We start from the raw sequence: 15,978 nt of genomic DNA, 5'->3' as shown, positions 1-15,978 counted from the left end.
GCGGACCCATGGGGCCGCCCGCCGTTCCGCTTGAGGCGATGTGCGACAGGTCCGGCAATCCGGTAACGGGAACCGTGTTCGTCAGCTCGCCGCGCGGGTCAGGCGGCGCAGCGGTCGCAGGTGCCGAAGATCTCCAGGGTGTGCCCGACGTCGGTGAACCCGTGCCGCGCGGCGACCTGGTCGGCCCACCGCTCCACGGCCGGGCCGGCCACCTCCACGGCCCGGCCGCAGCGGCGGCAGACCAGATGGTGGTGATGGCGGCTCTGGCTGCACCGCCGGTAGAGATGCTCGCCGCCGGGCAGCCGGGCCGAGTCGATCTCGCCGTTGTCGACGAGCATCTGCAGCGTCCGGTAGACGGTGGTGAGGCCGACCTTCGCCTGCCGCTGGACGAGCATCTGGTGCAGTTGCTGCGCGCTGTGGAAGCCGTCCAACTCCCGCAGCAGCGCCAGCACCTCGGCACGCTGACGGGTGTTGCGGGTCGCCCCGGTCGTCGCCTGGGTCACCGTCGCCTCCCTCGTCCGGGCGCCCGCCCGGCACCCTCGGCCGGCCGCGGCCGCACCCGGCGCGCCACGTGACACCCGGAACCATTATGCCTTCCGGGCGCACCGCCGAACCCGGCTCGGCGGACGGCCCACCGGCCGGGTGTGACGTGCCCGACGGCCCCGGCCGGAACTTTCCGTGGCACCGCGCCGACAAACGGTACGAACACCGGATCTTCGAGGGGACGACGTCATGTCCAGCACCACCCGCCGCCGGTTCCTGCGCCCGGCGGCCCTGATCGGCGCCGCCGTGCTGGCCGCGTCGATCACCGCCTGCGGCTCCTCGGGCACCACGTCCGCCGCCTCACCGGCCACCTCGGCGCCGGCCCCGGCGTCGGCGAGCGCCGCGGCGGGTGTGCTCACCGTCCGCGACCCGTGGGTGAAGGCCGCCGACAAGGGCATGACCGCCGCGTTCGCCACGATCGTCAACGACGGCGACACCGACGTCACGATCACCGGGGTGAGCACCGACGTGTCCCGGGCCGAGATCCACGAGATGGCCATGACCGACGGGAAGATGGCGATGCGGCAGAAGCCGGGCGGCGTCGTGGTCGCCGCCCGCTCCCAGGTCGCCCTGGAACCCGGCGGCGACCACCTCATGCTGATGGACCTCACCCGGCCGGTGCGCGCCGGCGACCAGCTCGACGTCACGCTCACCTTCGCCGACGGCCGGACCCAGACGTTCACCGCCGTGGCGAAGCCGTTCACCGGCGCCCAGGAGAGCTACGCGCCCGGGCACGGCGCGAGCCCGGCGTCATGACCGGCACCGGCGCGCCCCCCCGCCGGGTGAGCCGGCGTGGCCTGCTCACCGGCGGCGCGGCGGCCGCCGGGGGCGCGCTGGCCGGCGCCGGCGCCCTCGCCGCCGTCCGTGCCCGCGCTCCCGGGGTACGCCCCGACGACGCCGTCCCGGTGGCCCGGGTGGGCGACGCGGTCGAGCCGTTCCACGGCGCCCGGCAGTCCGGGGTCACCACCGACGCGCAGGCGCACGCGGCGTTCGTCGCGTTCACGCTGCGGCCCGGCACCGACCGGGCGGCGCTCGGCCGGATGCTGCGGCTGCTCTCCGACGACGCCGCCCGGCTCACCCAGGGCCGCCCCGCGCTGGCCGACACCGAGCCGGAGCTGAGCGTGCTGCCGGCCCGGCTGACCGTCACGTTCGGCTTCGGCCCCGGGCTGTACGCCGCCGCCGGGCTCGACGACCGGCGGCCCGCCTCGGTGGCCGAGCTGCCCGCGTTCGGCATCGACCGGCTGCAACCCCGCTGGTCCGGCGGGGACCTGCTGCTGCAGATCTGCGCCGACGATCCGCTCACCGTCGCCCACGCGCAGCGGGTCCTGGTCAAGGACAGCCGGCCGTTCGCCGTCGTCCGCTGGGTGCAGCAGGGCTTCCGGCGGGCCGCCGGGGCCGAGCCGGGGCGTACCCAGCGCAACCTGTTCGGGCAGCTCGACGGCACCGCCAACCCGAAGCCCGGCACGCCCGCCGACACGGCGGTGTGGGTGACCGACGGGCCGGACTGGCTGCGGGACTCGACCACGCTGGTGGTGCGGCGGATCAGCATGAACCTGGAGACCTGGGACCTGCTGGGCCGCGCCGACCGGGAACTCGCCGTCGGACGGCGCCTCGACACCGGCGCGCCGCTGACCGGGCGGGCCGAACACGACGAGCCGGACTTCGCCGCGCTCGGCCCGGACGGGCTCACCGTGATCCCCGACTTCTCGCACCTGACCCGGGCCCGTGTCACCGACGACCGGCAGAAGATCCTGCGCCGGCCCTACAACTACGACGGCGTGCCGACCCCCGAGGGGAACGCTGACAGTGGGCTCGTCTTCGCCGCGTACCAGGCCGACATCGCCCGGCAGTTCCTGCCGATCCAGCGCCGCCTCGCCGAGCGTGACCTGCTCAACGAGTGGACCACCCCGATCGGCTCCGCCGTGTTCGCCGTACCGCCCGGCTGCCCCGAGGGCGGCTGGGTCGGCCGGCAGCTGCTCGGCTGACCACCACAGGAAGGCCCGTCATGCGTACCCGATCCGTCACCGCGCTGCTCGCCGCGACCCTCACCGCGCTGCTGCTGGTCCCGGCCACGCCCGCGGCGGCGCACAACTCGTTGCAGGAGGCTACCCCGGCGCGCGACGCCCGGCTCACCAGCGCGCCGACGCAGGTCACGCTGCGGTTCATGCAGCGGCTGAACCCGGCCTTCACCACCATCACCCTCAGCGACGCCGGCCGGCGCGCGGTGCCCACCGGCGCACCGGCGGTGGACGGCGTCACCGGCACGGTGACGATCGACGAGCCGCTGGTGAACGGCACCTACACCGTCGCCTACCGGGTGGTCTCCCGCGACGGCCACCCGGTCCAGGGCTCGTACCGCTTCACAGTGGCCGACCCGGCCGCGCCCGAGCCGTCGGCTCCCGCGTCAGCGGCGGCTTCCGCGTCGACCGGCGCGGACACCTCGGCCGGCGCGGGCGAGCCGGACGCCTCCGGTACGCGGTCCGGCGACGACGGCCCGCCGGTCGCGCTGCTGGCCGGCGGGGCGGTCGCCGGTCTGCTCGTGGTCACCGGGATCGTGCTGCTGGTCGTGCGCCGGGCGCGCGCTCGTCGCACGGACCACTGACGATCGGACCGTCGGGGGCCGGCCACGGAGGGGCAAGCCGCGGCTCAGCGGGCGGGCGGCGGGCCGACGCTGCGGCGCGGCACCAGCGTCGGGGCGATCGTCTGCCGCAGCGGCCCGGCGCTCTGCGACTCGATCTGGGCCAGGAGCAGGTCCAGGCTCGCCGCTGCCACCGCGTCGAAGTCCGGGCGTACCGTGGTCAGCGGCGGGATGAAGTACGCCGCCTCGGGCACGTCGTCGAACCCCACCACGCTGATGTCGTCGGGGACGCGGCGGCCGTGCTCGTGCAGCGCCCGCAGCACACCGAGCGCCAGGTGGTCGTTGGCGGTGAAGACGGCGGTGACCTCGGGCATCCGGGCCAGCATCTGCCCGCACCGGTAGCCAGCCGCCGCCGACCAGTCGGCATGGACCAGCGGCGGGATCTCGGCGCCGGCCTGCCGCAACGCCTCGCGCCAGCCCTCGATCCGGCCGGCGCTGTCGAACCAGTCCGACGGGCCGGACACGTGCCACACCGTGCGGTGCCCGGCGGCCAGCAGGTGCTCGGTGGCGGCCCGGGCACCGGCGACCTGGTCGACAGTCACCAGTGGGATCGGCCGTCGCGGGTCGCCGTCGACTGTCACCAGCGGCACGTCCTGGGGCAACCGTTCCAGCGCCTCACCGGCGGACTCGACCGGCGCGATCACCACGATGCCGGCGACCCTATGCGCCAGGTGCCGTTCCACTGCCGCCGAGATGGAGCGGTGGTCGAGGTCGCGGACGCTGCCGATGCTCACCGCGAAACCGGCCTCGGCGGCGGTTTGCTCCAACGCGGCGAGCAGCGACGCCGGACCGTAGAGCGTGGTGTTCTGCGCGACCACACCGATCACCTGGGACCGGCCGGTCACCAGCGCGCGGGCCGCGCGGTTGGGCCGGTAGCCGAGTTCGGTGATGGCGGCCTGCACCCGGAGCCGGGTCTGCTCACGCACGTTGGGATGCCCGTTGAGAACCCGGGAGACCGTCTGGTGCGAAACCCCGGCGAGGCGGGCCACGTCCGTCATCGCAGGACCGCGCACGGCCACCTCACTTTCGCCACTGCCCGCGGCCACACCCGGTCGATCTCGACCGGACCGGCCCGGGTGGCGACAGTCTACGCCAGCGGTCCCATCGGTATCGGCACCGTCGATCGACCGTTCCCAGCGTGGCGCGGTGCTATCGCGGAATCGATCGACGGCTCATTCCCTTCCGCTGCGCAGCGGCACGAACGGGCAGCTCGGAGGCGGTGCAATTGGGCCCGGGGTGCGGCTTTTCCGGCGATTGCCGCAGCCGCACCCCGGGCCTTGCAGTTGTGTCAACGCTCGTGAATGGTGACCGTTGTCACGGTGTTGTCAGCGAGAACTGCCGCACCGTCACCGCGCCGCCCAGCGATTGGGTGGCGTAGTTGAAGAAGCCGAACCGGTAGCCCATGAAGAACTGCCACGCGTTGTTGAGCGTCAGCGCGTTGCCGAGCGGTACGAAGTTCACCCCGTCGGTGCTGTAGGAGAACCGCGCCTGCCGGCCCGAACCCGGCCGGATGTCGGCGTTCGCCCGCAACCAGATCCGCCCCCCGGACACCGCCGCACTGGCGATCTCCGTACCGGTGCTCGTGGTGTTCCAGTTCGAGCCCATGGTCAGGCCGTTCGTCATCACCACCCGGGTCGCGCCGTTGTCCCGCCGTACGCCGATCCAGGCCGAGCTGTCCCGCAGCATCGCCAGGCCGGCCCGGTCACCGTCGCGCATGGTCGAGTAGTCCAGCTCGATCGTGCCGGTCGAGGTCGGACCCTGGATGCGGTGGGTGAGCGTGTTGCGGGCCCGGTACAGGTCGTTCGTGACGGTGGCGGTCTGCAGCCGCAGGCCGTTGTTCACCGACCACCTGCTGTTGTCCGGGTTGTGGTTCCACTCGTACTGCGGGCCGAGCGTGGTGCCGGAGAACGTGTCGGTGCCGGTGAGCGGCTTGACCGGACGGGTCGGCAGCGGGTTGGGGTAGCTCGCGCCCCAGGCCCCGTTGACGGTCTGCACCTGCGGCCAGCCGTCGGCGGTCCAGGTGATCGGCGCCAGCGTCGGCATCCGGCCACCGGGGTACGCGTCGGTGAACGCCATGTAGTACCAGGCGCCGGTCTGCGTCTGCACCAGGCCGCCCTGGTGCGGCACGCCACCGCCGGAGATCGGGCCGGGCAGGTTCAGCAGCACCTGCCGCTGCTCGTACGGGCCGAACGGGCCGTTCGTGGACTTCAGCACGTACTGGCCGTTGGCCGGCCGGGTCAGCCAGATGTAGTACGCGCCGTTGCGCTTGTAGAAGCGCGCGCCCTCCAGCGTGCCGATGCTCGACGGCGTCTGGTAGACCTGCTGGGCCCGGACCTGGCTGCGTCCGTCGGCGGAGAGCTGGGCCACGCTGATCGTGCCGTTGCCGTACGCGACGTACATGGTGTCGTTGTCGTCGATCAGCATGCCGGCGTCGTAGTAGCAGTTGGGAATGGTGGTCAGCCGGTTCCACGCGCCGTCCACGGCGGTGGCGGTGTAGATGTGGGTCTGCGCGAAGTCGATGCACCCGGCCCAGTAGAACGTGCGGTTGCTCGGCCGGTAGTTGAGCGTCGACGCCCAGATGCCGTCCACGTACGCCTGCTCGCTGCCGCTCAGGTCGTACTTGGTGCCGAACTCCAGCCGCGGCACCGAGTGCCCGGCGAACTCCCAGTTCACGAGGTCCCAGGAGCGCAGCACCGGCGCGCCCGGCGAGTAGTGCATGGTCGAGGCGGACATGTAGTAGACGTCGCCGACCCGGATGATGTCGACGTCGGCGAAGTCCTGCCAGACGGCCGGGTTGGTGAAGTTGCCGCCCGGGTTGCCCGGGTTGCCGGGGCTGTCGCCGACGCGGACGAGCTGCCACTGCTGGTTCGCGCCGTTCCAGTCGTCGTACTGCACGATGTTGCCGCCGTCGGCGGTGGAGGCGTTCTGCACCTCCATCACCTTGTTCGAGTTCCGGTTGATCAGCCGGACGTACCCGCTGTCGGAGTCGGCCAGCCGGAACTGCTGGTTGTTGCCGCCGTGGTCGGTCCACTGGACCACCGCGGCGCCGTTGGCGGTGGACGCGCCGCTCACGTCCAGCACCTTGCCGGAGTGCCGGGAGCGCAGCCGGTAGTAGCCACCGCCGGAGTCCACGAACTGCCACTGCTGCCAGGCGCCGTCGTTGCGCGTCCACTGGGTGATCCGCGCCCCGTCGTTCGTCGCCTGGTTGTACAGGTCCAGCGCCTTGCCGCTGTTGCGGTTCACCAGCACGTAGTACGCGCTGGTGTCCACTGTGGCCGCCGATACCGGCGCGGGCACGGCGCCCACCACCACACCCCCCACCAGCAGCGCCACCACCCCGGCCAGCAGCCGGGACAGGCGTCCACGTCCACGGGACAGTCGAGCCGTCACCACGATCCTCCTTCGTCGACCGGAGCCCGGGCACGGCGGCACGCGCCGACCACGGCAGCGTTATCGCTAACAGCGAAGCCCACCCAGGCGGAGTCGGATCCCTGGCAACTGCGGCGCAGATCGCGCCCGGAACGGCCCGCGAGCGGTGCCGGTGACCCTATCCATCGACTGTGAGCGATAACATGTCGTTCGTCAAGCCGTAACACGGGGCACCGCCGCGGGCCGGCACGGCCGGCCGGCGAGGGCTCAGAAGCCCCGGGCGAGGCGGTAGTACGCCTGATTCCAGCGCAGCTCGTCGGCGAAGCGGTGCGGGCGCGTCTCGGCGTCGATGACCACCAGCTCGGTCCGGGCCATGTTGGCCAGGTCGCGCAGTTCCTCCATGCCGACGGCCTGGGACAGCACCGTGTGGTGCGGGGCGCCGGCGGTGATCCACGCCTCCGCCGAGCCGGCCAGGTCGGGCTGCGGGCGCCAGACCGCGCGCGCCACCGGCAGCCGGCGCAGCGGCTGCGGCGGCGGCACCACGTCCACCGCGTTGGCGATCAGCCGGAACCGCTCCCCCATGTCCGCCATGCCCAGCACGACGGCCGGGCCGGACGCCGCGTCGAAGACCAGGCGTACCGGGTCCTCCCGCCCGCCGATGCTCAGCGGGTGCACCTCCGCGCTCGGCACGTCGGCGGCGATGCTCGGGCACACCTCCAGCATGTGCGCGCCGAGGATCAGCTCCTGGCCGAACGTCAGATCGTAGGTGTAGTCCTCCATGAACGACGTGCCGCCGGGCACGCCGACGGCCATCGCCTTGAGCGTGTGCACGAGCACGGAGGTCTTCCAGTCCCCCTCACCGCCGAAGCCGTAGCCGTCGGCCATCAGGCGCTGCACCGCGATCCCGGGGAGCTGGCGCAGCCCGCCGAGGTCCTCGAAGTTCGTGGTGAACGCCCGGAACCCGCCGGCCTCCAGGAACGCGCGCAGGCCCAGCTCCTGCCGCGCCGCGTACCGCAGCGAGTCGTGCCGGTCCCCGCCGGGCCGCAGCCCGGCGGCGACCCGGAAGGTGTCGTCGTACTCCTTGACCAGGTCGTCCACCTGCGCGTCCGCCACCTGGTCGACGGCCGCGACGAGGTCGTTCACGCCGTAGGTGTTCACCGAGACGCCGAAGCGCAGCTCCGCCTCGACCTTGTCCCCCTCGGTGACCGCGACGTCGCGCATGTTGTCGCCGAAGCGCGCCAGCCGCAGCGTCCGCACCGCCGACCAGCCGACGGCGGCCCGGGCCCAGGCCGCGACCCGGCCGACGACCCGGGGGTCGGTGACGTGGCCGGCGACGGTCTTGCGGGCCACCCCGAGCCGGGTCTGGACGAACCCGAACTCCCGGTCGCCGTGCGCGGCCTGGTTGAGGTTCATGAAGTCCATGTCGATCTCGTCCCACGGCAGCGCCACGTTCGCCTGCGTGTGCAGGTGCAGCAGCGGCGTCCGCAGCGCGTCCAGCCCGGAGATCCACATCTTGGCCGGGGAGAACGTGTGCATCCAGGCGATCACCCCGACCGCGCCCTGCACGGCGGCGTCCCGGCACACCGCCAGGATGTCCGCGCTGGAGGTGAGGACCGGCTTCCAGACCACGCGTACGGGAATGTCCGGCGACTCGTCCAGGCGCGCGGCGATCTGCCGGGACTGCTCGGCGACCTGCCGCAGGGTGTCCTCGCCGTAGAGGCCCTGGCTGCCGGTGAGGAACCAGACCTCGGGCTGGGGGTGAGTTGCCATGTTGTTGCCTTCCGCGCTAGGAACCGTCACTTGAACCGGATGCCGATGAGGCGCTGGAGGAGGATGAACGCGAAGAGCAGGCCGCCGATCACGATCTTGGTCCACCAGGAGTTGAGGCTGCCGTCGAACGTGATCAGGGTCTGGATCACGCCGAGCACCAGCACACCGAGCACGGTGCCGAAGACGTACCCGGAACCGCCGGTGAGCACGGTGCCGCCGATCACGACCGCGGCGATCACGTCCAGCTCCATCCCGACCGCGATCAGCGGCGCGCCGGAGAGCGTGTAGAACGACAGCAGGATGCCGCCGATGGCCGAGCAGAGCCCGCTGATCGTGTAGACGGCGATCCTGGTCCGCGCCACCGGCAGGCCCATCAGCAGCGCCGACTGCGCGTTGCCGCCGACCGCGTACACGTTGCGGCCGAACCGGGTGTACGCCAGCACGTACGCCGCGATCAGCACCACCGCGAACGCGATCAGCACGCTTATCGACACGAAGTTGCCGGCCGGATCACCGATGCGCTGCTGCGACATCGACGTCCAGAAGCCGTCGGTGATGGAGATGGAGGCGTCACTGATGAACGTGCACATGCCCCGGGCGAAGAACATCCCGGCGAGTGTCACGATGAACGGCTGGATCTCGAAGAAATGGATCGCGCAGCCCATCAGGAAACCGAGCGTCGGGCCGATCAGCAGCGCGATCACCAGCACCAGGACGGCGGGCAGGCCGTCGCGCAGCAGCGCGGCCGACACCATCGCGGTCATCGCGACCACCGAGCCGACGGACAGGTCGATGCCGCCGGTGAGGATCACGAACGTCATGCCGACCGCGACGACGAGCAGGAAGCCGTTGTCGATGAAGACGTTGAAGACGACCTGGACGTTGGAGAAGGCGCGGTACTGGGACACCCCGACGCCGTACATGACCAGCAGCAGCGCGAGCGTGGCCAGCACCGGGACGTGCCGCCGGGGCAGGCTGGGCCGCCAGGAGCGGCCGGAGGTCAACGACGTGCTGCTCATGCCGGCACCTGCTCCTTCTCCCGCTGCGGCGCCGCCGGGCCGGGTTCGGTGCCGCGCCTGCGACGGCGGAACCGGGCGCGGAACGCCGGGGCCTGCACGAGGCAGACGGCGATCACGACGACCGCCTTGAACAGCAGTGACGTCTGCGGCGAGATGTTCATCGCGTACACGGTGGTGGTGAGGGTCTGGATGATCAGCGCGCCGAGGACGGTGCCGCCGAGGGAGAACCGGCCGCCGGCCAGCGATGTGCCGCCGATGACGACGGCCAGGATCGCGTCGAGTTCGATCCACAAACCGGCGGCGTTGCCGTCGGCGCTGGAGACGTTGGCGGTGACCATGAAACCGGCGAGCGCGGCACAGGCGGCGCTGATCACGTAGACGAGGAAGATGATGCGGCGCGACCGGATGCCGGCGAGCCGGCTGGCCTCGGCGTTGCCGCCGACCGACTCGACGATCAGCCCGAGCGCGGTACGGCGGGTGAACGCGGCCACGAGCAGCGCGGCGGCGAGCGCGATCAGGATGGCCAGCGGCAGCGTCAGGAAGTGCCCGAGCCCGATCGCCCGGTACGGACCGGAGTTGATCGTGATGATCTGCCCCTCGGTGACGAGCTGGGCGATGCCCCGCCCGGCCACCATGAGGATCAGCGTGGCGATGATCGGCTGGATGCCGATGACCGCGACCAGCACGCCGTTCCACGCGCCGAGCACGAGCGCGGCGCCGAAGGCCAGCGCCAGCGCGGTGGCCACCGTGGCCGGGCTGCTCTGGTCGGCCGCCCCGCTGATGTGCAGGCAGGCGATGGCGCCGCTGATCGCGCAGAGCGAGCCGACCGACAGGTCGATGCCACCGGTGGCGATGACCAGCGTCATCCCGAGCGCGACCAGGATCAGCGGCGCGCTCAGCCGGAGGATGTCGATCGGTGTGCCGTACAGGTGGCCGTTCTTGACCTCGACGGCGAGGAAGCCGGGACGGTAGACGGTGTTCGCGGCGATCATGACCACGAGCACGAGCGCCGGCCAGAACAGGCGGTGGCCGGTCAGCGGGCGGAGGCGGTCGGCGACGGCGGTCATCGGGTCACCTCCTCCCGGGGCGTTCCACTGGCGATGGTGCGCATGACGCGGTCGGCGTCGAGCGTGTCGTCGTTGTCGAGCTGGGCGACCATCTCGCGGTCGCGCATGACCGCGACCCGGTGGCTCAGGCGCAGCACCTCCTCCAGCTCGGCGGAGATGAACAGCACCGCCATGCCGCCGTCGGAGAGCTGCACGACCAGCTTCTGGATCTCGGCCTTGGCGCCGACGTCGATACCGCGGGTCGGTTCGTCCAGGATGAGCAGGCGCGGTTCGGTGATCAGCCAGCGGGCCAGCAACACCTTCTGCTGGTTGCCACCGGAGAGGTTGCGCACCGGCACTTCCGGGTTGGCCGGACGGATGCTGAGCGCTTCCATGTACCTGCGGACCAGCTCGTCCTGCCTGCGGCGCGGGATCGGGCGCAGCCAGCCGCGCGCGGCCTGCATCGCCAGGATCATGTTCTCCCGGACCGACAGCTCCGGGACGATGCCCTCGGCCCGGCGGTTCTCGGAGCAGAACCCGACGCCGTGCTCGATGGCCTGGATCGGGTTGCGCACCGGCGCCCGGCCGCGGTCGAGCCGGACCTGGCCGTGGTCGGCCCGGTCCGCGCCGAAGATCAGCCGCGCCACCTCGGTCCGGCCGGAGCCGAGCAGGCCGGCCAGGCCGACCACCTCACCGGCGTGGATGCGCAGGCTGAACGGGGCGACCGCGCCGCGCCGGCCGACGCCGGCGGCGTCCACCAGCGGCGCCTTGCCGTCCGGTACGACAGTGGCGCGCTTCTGCTGCTCGTCCAGCCGCTCCAGCACGTCCAGCTCCTGCCCGATCATCTTCTCGACCAGGCTGAACTGCGGCAGCTCCTCGGTGCGGTACTCCCCCACGAGCTGGCCGTTGCGCAGCACCGTGATCCGGTCGGCGATGCCGTAGACCTGGTCGAGGAAGTGGGTGACGAACAGGATCGCGATCCCCTCGTCGCGCAGTTGGCGCATGATCCGGAACAGCTGCGCGACCTCGCCGGCGTCCAGGCTGGACGTCGGCTCGTCCAGGATCAGCACCCGCGCCCGCACGTCGATCGCCCGGGCGATGGCCACCATCTGCTGCACCGCGAGCGAGTACGTGCCGAGCGGCGCGGCGACGTCGAGGTCGAGGTCGAGCCGGACCAGCAGGTCGCGCGCCCGCCGGCGCATCTCGCCCCAGCGCACCGCGCCGAGCCGGCGCGGCTCGCGGCCGATGAAGACGTTCTCCGCCACCGACAGGTTGGTGCAGAGGTTGACCTCCTGGTAGACGGTGCTGACGCCGGCCGCGGCGGCCTGCATCGGCCCGCTGAACGAGACCTGCTCGCCGTCGAGGGTGATGACGCCCGCATCGGTCCCGTAGACGCCTGTCAGCACCTTGATCAGGGTGGACTTGCCGGCGCCGTTCTCACCCATCAGGGCGTGGACCTCGCCCGGGAACAGCCGGAAGTCGACGTCGTGCAGCGCGCGGACCCCGGGGAAGGTCTTGCTGATGCCGGTCATGGTCAGGACCGGACGGTTACCCGTCATCCCATCGGACCTCTTCTAGACGTGGTGGCACGGGGGCCGCCGTCTCGCGACGGCGACCCCCGGGGTGGGTCAGTACTTGCGGTTGGGCAGTGCCTCCTTGGCCTGCTCCTGGGTGAAGGTGGTCTCCTCGGTCTCGATCCGGGCGGGGACCTCCTCGCCGGCCTTGACCTTCTTGGCCAGGTCCATCAGCTGCGGGCCGAGCAGCGGGCTGCACTCGGCGATGAAGTTGAACTTGCCGTCCGCGAGGGCCTGCATGCCGTCCTTCACCGCGTCGACGGTGATGATGGTGATGTCCTTGCCGGGCGTCTTGCCCGCCGCGGTGATCGCCTCGAGCGCGCCCAGGCCCATGTCGTCGTTGTGCGCGAAGAGCACGTCGATCTTCGGGTTGGCCTTGAGGAACTGCTCCATCACCTGCTTGCCGCCGGCGCGGGTGAAGTCACCCGACTGCGAGGCGACGATCTTGAGGTTGGGGTTGGCGGCGATGGCCTCGGCGAAGCCCTTCTTCCGGTCGTTGGCCGGCGCCGAGCCGGTGGTGCCCTGCAGCTCCACGATGTTGACCGGGCCGGACGCCGCCTTCTTCTGCTCCACCAGCCACTCGCCGGCGAGGCGGCCCTCCTTGACGAAGTCCGAGCCGAGGAACGTCTTGTAGAGCGACTTGTCGGCCGAGTCGACCGCGCGGTCGGTCAGGATCACCGGGATCTTGGCGTCCTTGGCCTCCTTGAGCACGGTGTCCCAGCCGGACTCCACCACCGGCGAGAAGGCGATCACGTCGACCTTCTGCTGGATGAAGTTGCGGATCGCCTTGATCTGGTTCTCCTGCTTCTGCTGGGCGTCGTCGAACTTCAGCTCGATGCCCGCCTCGGCAGCCGCCTCCTTGATCGAGGTGGTGTTCGCGGTGCGCCAGCCACTCTCGGCGCCCACCTGGGAGAAGCCCAGGACGATCTTGTCGTTGCCGCTGCCGCTGCCGGAACCGTCGCCGGTGTCGCTGTTGCCGCACGCGGCCATGCTGGCGGCGAGCAGCACGCCGGCGAAGGCCGCGACGACCTTGCGTGCCGTGCTCCTGCTTCTCATCGATTCTCCTCCGGGGTTGGATGTTCCGGGCGCGCGACCGGCGGGGAGCCGGAGCGGCCCGGGTGTGGTGGTGGGGGGTGCGCGGCGCTCCCGGGGTTCAGTGCGCCGGCGGGCGTTGGCCGTACACGTTCTGGTAGCGGTCGTAGAGCGAGTCGATGTCGGCCGGCGCGATCGGCACCGGCTGCCCGAGCGCACGGGCCAGGTGGGCGGTTCTGGCGACGTCCTCGCACATCACGGCCGCCTTGACCGCCGCCCGTGCGTCGCGGCCGATGGTGAAGACGCCGTGGTTGCGCATGAGCACCGCGGGTGAGCGGTGCCCGGACAGCGTGCTGACGATGCCCTTGCCGATGTCGTCGCCGCCGATCAGCGCGAACGGTCCGATCGGGATCTCCCCGCCGAACTCGTCGGCCTGCGCGGTCAGCCAGCACGGGATCGCCTCGCCGCGGGCCGCCCAGGCGGTGGCGTACCCGCTGTGGGTGTGCACGACGCCGCCGACCTCGGGCATCGCGCGGTAGACGTAGGCGTGCGCGGCGGTGTCGCTGGACGGGGCGCCGTCGCCGTCGACCACAGTGCCGCCCAGGTCGCAGACCACCATGGCCTCGGCGGTCAGGTCGTCGTAGTCGACCCCGCTGGGCTTGATGACCATCAGGTCCTGACCGGGTACGCGGGCCGACACGTTGCCGGCGGTCCAGGCCACCAGGTCGTAGCGGGTCAGTTCGCGGTGCAGGCGGGCCACCGTCTCGCGCAGCGCGTCGACCTGGCTGTTCATCCGACCACCTCCAGGGTCGCGGGGGCGCGGTCCGCGGCGGCGTCGGCCGCCGCGTTGCGGATCGCCCGCAGGCGGAGCATCACGTCGTTCGCGCCGCGACCGAAGTGGTCGTGCAGCGCGCGGTACTCGGCGTACAGGGCGTCGTACGCCCGCACGTTCTCCGGTACGGGCCGGTAGACGGCCTCGTCGATGCGCCCCATCGCCGCGGACGCCTCGTGGATCGTCGGGTACGCCCCGGCGGCGACAGCCGCGTGGACGGCCGAGCCGAGCGCCGGGCCCTGGGCGGAGCCGATGATGCTCAGCGGCCGGTTCGTCACGTCGGCGTAGATCTGCATGAGCAGCCGGTTGGAGGTGAGCCCGCCGGCCACCACCAGGTCGTCGACCGGCACGCCGGCCTGCGCGAACGCCTCGACGATCATCCGGGTGCCGTACGCGGTGGCCTCCAGCAGCGCCCGGTAGACGTCCGGCGGCCGGGTGGCGAGCGTCAGCCCGACGACCATGCCGCTGAGGTCGTGGTTGACCAGCAGGGACCGGTTGCCGTTCCACCAGTCCAGCGCCACCAGGCCGTGCGCGCCGACCGGCTGGGCGGCGGCGGCCTCGGTGAGCCGCTCGTGCGAGTCGAACCCGGCCGGGGCGGCGTGGCGGACGAACCAGCCGAAGATGTCCCCCACGCCGCTCTGCCCGGCCTCGAAGCCCCAGGCGCCGGGGCTGATGCCGCCGTCGACCACGCCGCACATGCCCGGCACCTCGGCCGGGTGGGTGCCGTTGAGCACGTGACAGGTGGAGGTGCCCATGATGGCGACCAGCCGGCCCGGGCGCAGCGCCTGGGCGGCGGCGGCCGTGACGTGCGCGTCGACGTTGCCGACCGCTACCGCGATGCCCTCGGGCAGACCGGTCCAGGCGGCGGCGCGGGCGCCGAGCGTGCCGGCCCGCGCGCCCAGCGGCAGCAGCGGACCGTCCAGCTTGGCCACGAAGTCGGTGAAACCGGGATCGAGGGCGGCCAGGTAGTCCGGCGACGGGTACCGGCCGTCCTGCCGGATGCCCTTGTAGCCGGCGGTGCAGACGTTGCGCGTCTCGGCGTCGCAGAGCTGCCACACGATCCAGTCGGCGGCCTCGATGAAGCGCTCGGCCCGCCGGTAGACCTCCGGGTCCTCCTCCAGGATCTGCAGGCCCTTGGCGAACTGCCACTCCGCGGAGATCTTGCCGCCGTAGCGGCCGAGCCACGGCTCGCCGCGTTCGGCCGCCAGCGCGTTGATCCGGTCGGCGTGCGGCTGCGCGGCGTGGTGCTTCCAGAGCTTCACCCAGGCGTGCGGCCGTTCGCGCAGCTCCGGGAGCTCGCACAGCGGTGTGCCGTCGGCGAGCGTGGGAAGCACAGTGCAGGCGGTGAAGTCGGTGCCGATGCCCACCACCCGGGACGGGTCGACGCCGGCTTCGGCGAGCGCCGCCGGCACGGCGTTACGCAGCACCTCGCGGTAGTCGTCCGGGTCCTGCAGGGCCCAGTCCGGGGGCAGTGCCGGGCCGCCGTCGGGTAGCGCGGTCTCGATGACCCCGTGCCGGTACTCGTGCACCGCCGTGCCGAGTTCGGCGCCGTCACGGACGCGGACCACGAGCGCCCGCCCGGACAGCGTGCCGAAATCGACCCCGATCACGTACCGGTCGGACGCGTCCACTTCGCTCATTTGCACCTCCGCCGTGTCACGGGGATAGTGTTAGCGCTCACATATACATCCGTCAAGACACGTCCGGGCAACAGGTGCGTAACGAGGATCGGCTCTTCCGGACACGCCCCGACCGGCCCGGACGGACCGGCGCGGCCACCGCCCAGGGAGATCCACACGGGCGCGCCGCCGGCCCGGTCCCCAGCTCTGGAAAACAGCGATGTTAGCGACAACAATCGATGCCTTCGGAGATCGCCAAGCGGGCGCAGCCGGCACCATGGACCGGAGTGCCGGGGGGGATGCCGTTCGGGCCCTCACGGTGCCGCTCAGCGGCACTTTTCCCGGCCGCGCCACCCGCCTGAGCGGTGGTCGCCGCCGTCGCCGCGGGGGCCTCTGCTATTTACAGGTCTGGATGTCAGCGATAACATTCTCGCCATCCCAGCTTCGTGGCGCCGCCGTCCGGGAAACCCCGGCGCCGCAGCCGGGCGGCGACGTGGACGGCGACCCCGTCGACCGCCGGACCCACCACCCACGAG

At 72.0% G+C, this 15,978-nt stretch carries 13 protein-coding genes; 3 read left to right on the top strand and 10 right to left on the bottom strand.

Annotated elements, in window-relative coordinates; translation table 11 throughout:
* Nucleotides 1-98 precede the first annotated feature (98 nt).
* Nucleotides 99-503, bottom strand: coding sequence for a transcriptional repressor (locus tag AB0D28_RS06750; protein WP_354864003.1), 405 nt, complete (start codon nucleotides 501-503; stop codon nucleotides 99-101).
* 229 nt (nucleotides 504-732) lie between these two features.
* Here AB0D28_RS06750 and AB0D28_RS06745 point away from each other — a divergent pair, with 229 nt between their 5' ends.
* Genes AB0D28_RS06745 through AB0D28_RS06735 form a run of 3 tightly spaced genes read left to right on the top strand, consistent with a single transcriptional unit; the run spans nucleotide 733 to nucleotide 3,145 of the window.
* Nucleotides 733-1,299, top strand: a complete 567-nt coding sequence (locus tag AB0D28_RS06745; protein WP_357383000.1) for a copper chaperone PCu(A)C — start codon at nucleotides 733-735, stop codon at nucleotides 1,297-1,299.
* Nucleotides 1,296-2,528: a Dyp-type peroxidase gene (locus AB0D28_RS06740; protein ID WP_357382998.1), complete on the top strand. Its 1,233-nt coding sequence runs from the start codon at nucleotides 1,296-1,298 to the stop codon at nucleotides 2,526-2,528. Before AB0D28_RS06745 ends, AB0D28_RS06740 begins: the two co-directional genes overlap by 4 nt.
* A 20-nt stretch (nucleotides 2,529-2,548) precedes the next feature.
* The gene (locus AB0D28_RS06735) at nucleotides 2,549-3,145 is read left to right on the top strand and encodes a copper resistance protein CopC (protein ID WP_357382996.1); all 597 of its coding nucleotides are present in this window, start codon (nucleotides 2,549-2,551) and stop codon (nucleotides 3,143-3,145) included.
* A gap of 44 nt (nucleotides 3,146-3,189) precedes the next feature.
* Here the strand turns inward: AB0D28_RS06735 and AB0D28_RS06730 are convergent, their stop codons facing one another.
* From AB0D28_RS06730 to araB, 9 genes are all read right to left on the bottom strand, one after another.
* On the bottom strand, nucleotides 3,190-4,179 hold the full coding sequence (locus tag AB0D28_RS06730; RefSeq protein WP_357382994.1) for a LacI family DNA-binding transcriptional regulator: 990 nt from the start codon (nucleotides 4,177-4,179) through the stop codon (nucleotides 3,190-3,192).
* A gap of 316 nt (nucleotides 4,180-4,495) precedes the next feature.
* A complete protein-coding gene (locus AB0D28_RS06725; protein WP_357382992.1) occupies nucleotides 4,496-6,571 on the bottom strand; it encodes an RICIN domain-containing protein in 2,076 nt (691 codons plus the stop codon).
* Nucleotides 6,572-6,817: 246 nt separating this feature from the next.
* Nucleotides 6,818-8,320, bottom strand: coding sequence for an L-arabinose isomerase (gene araA / locus AB0D28_RS06720; RefSeq protein WP_357382990.1), 1,503 nt, complete (start codon nucleotides 8,318-8,320; stop codon nucleotides 6,818-6,820).
* 26 nt (nucleotides 8,321-8,346) lie between these two features.
* Nucleotides 8,347-9,339, bottom strand: coding sequence for a galactofuranose ABC transporter, permease protein YjfF (yjfF, locus tag AB0D28_RS06715; RefSeq protein WP_357382988.1), 993 nt, complete (start codon nucleotides 9,337-9,339; stop codon nucleotides 8,347-8,349).
* Nucleotides 9,336-10,406, bottom strand: a complete 1,071-nt coding sequence (locus AB0D28_RS06710) for an ABC transporter permease (protein WP_357382986.1) — start codon at nucleotides 10,404-10,406, stop codon at nucleotides 9,336-9,338. Before AB0D28_RS06710 ends, yjfF begins: the two co-directional genes overlap by 4 nt.
* Complete coding sequence (locus AB0D28_RS06705; RefSeq protein ID WP_357382984.1) at nucleotides 10,403-11,944, bottom strand: sugar ABC transporter ATP-binding protein; 1,542 nt, start codon at nucleotides 11,942-11,944, stop codon at nucleotides 10,403-10,405. The genes AB0D28_RS06710 and AB0D28_RS06705 overlap by 4 nt, the downstream gene beginning before the upstream one ends.
* 69 nt (nucleotides 11,945-12,013) lie before the next feature.
* Entirely contained in the window at nucleotides 12,014-13,015 is a 1,002-nt protein-coding gene (locus tag AB0D28_RS06700) for an ABC transporter substrate-binding protein (RefSeq protein ID WP_357382982.1), read from the bottom strand.
* A gap of 97 nt (nucleotides 13,016-13,112) precedes the next feature.
* Nucleotides 13,113-13,784, bottom strand: a complete 672-nt coding sequence (locus AB0D28_RS06695) for an L-ribulose-5-phosphate 4-epimerase (RefSeq protein WP_357382980.1) — start codon at nucleotides 13,782-13,784, stop codon at nucleotides 13,113-13,115.
* On the bottom strand, nucleotides 13,781-15,463 hold the full coding sequence (araB, locus tag AB0D28_RS06690) for a ribulokinase (RefSeq protein WP_357382978.1): 1,683 nt from the start codon (nucleotides 15,461-15,463) through the stop codon (nucleotides 13,781-13,783). The genes AB0D28_RS06695 and araB overlap by 4 nt, the downstream gene beginning before the upstream one ends.
* Between the last annotated feature and the right edge of the window lie 515 nt (nucleotides 15,464-15,978).

The organism is Micromonospora sp. NPDC048169 (assembly GCF_040652815.1).
Taxonomy (GTDB): Bacteria; Actinomycetota; Actinomycetes; order Mycobacteriales; family Micromonosporaceae; genus Micromonospora.
Note: the sequence above shows the minus strand (reverse complement) of the source record. Positions and strands in the feature narration are given on the sequence as shown.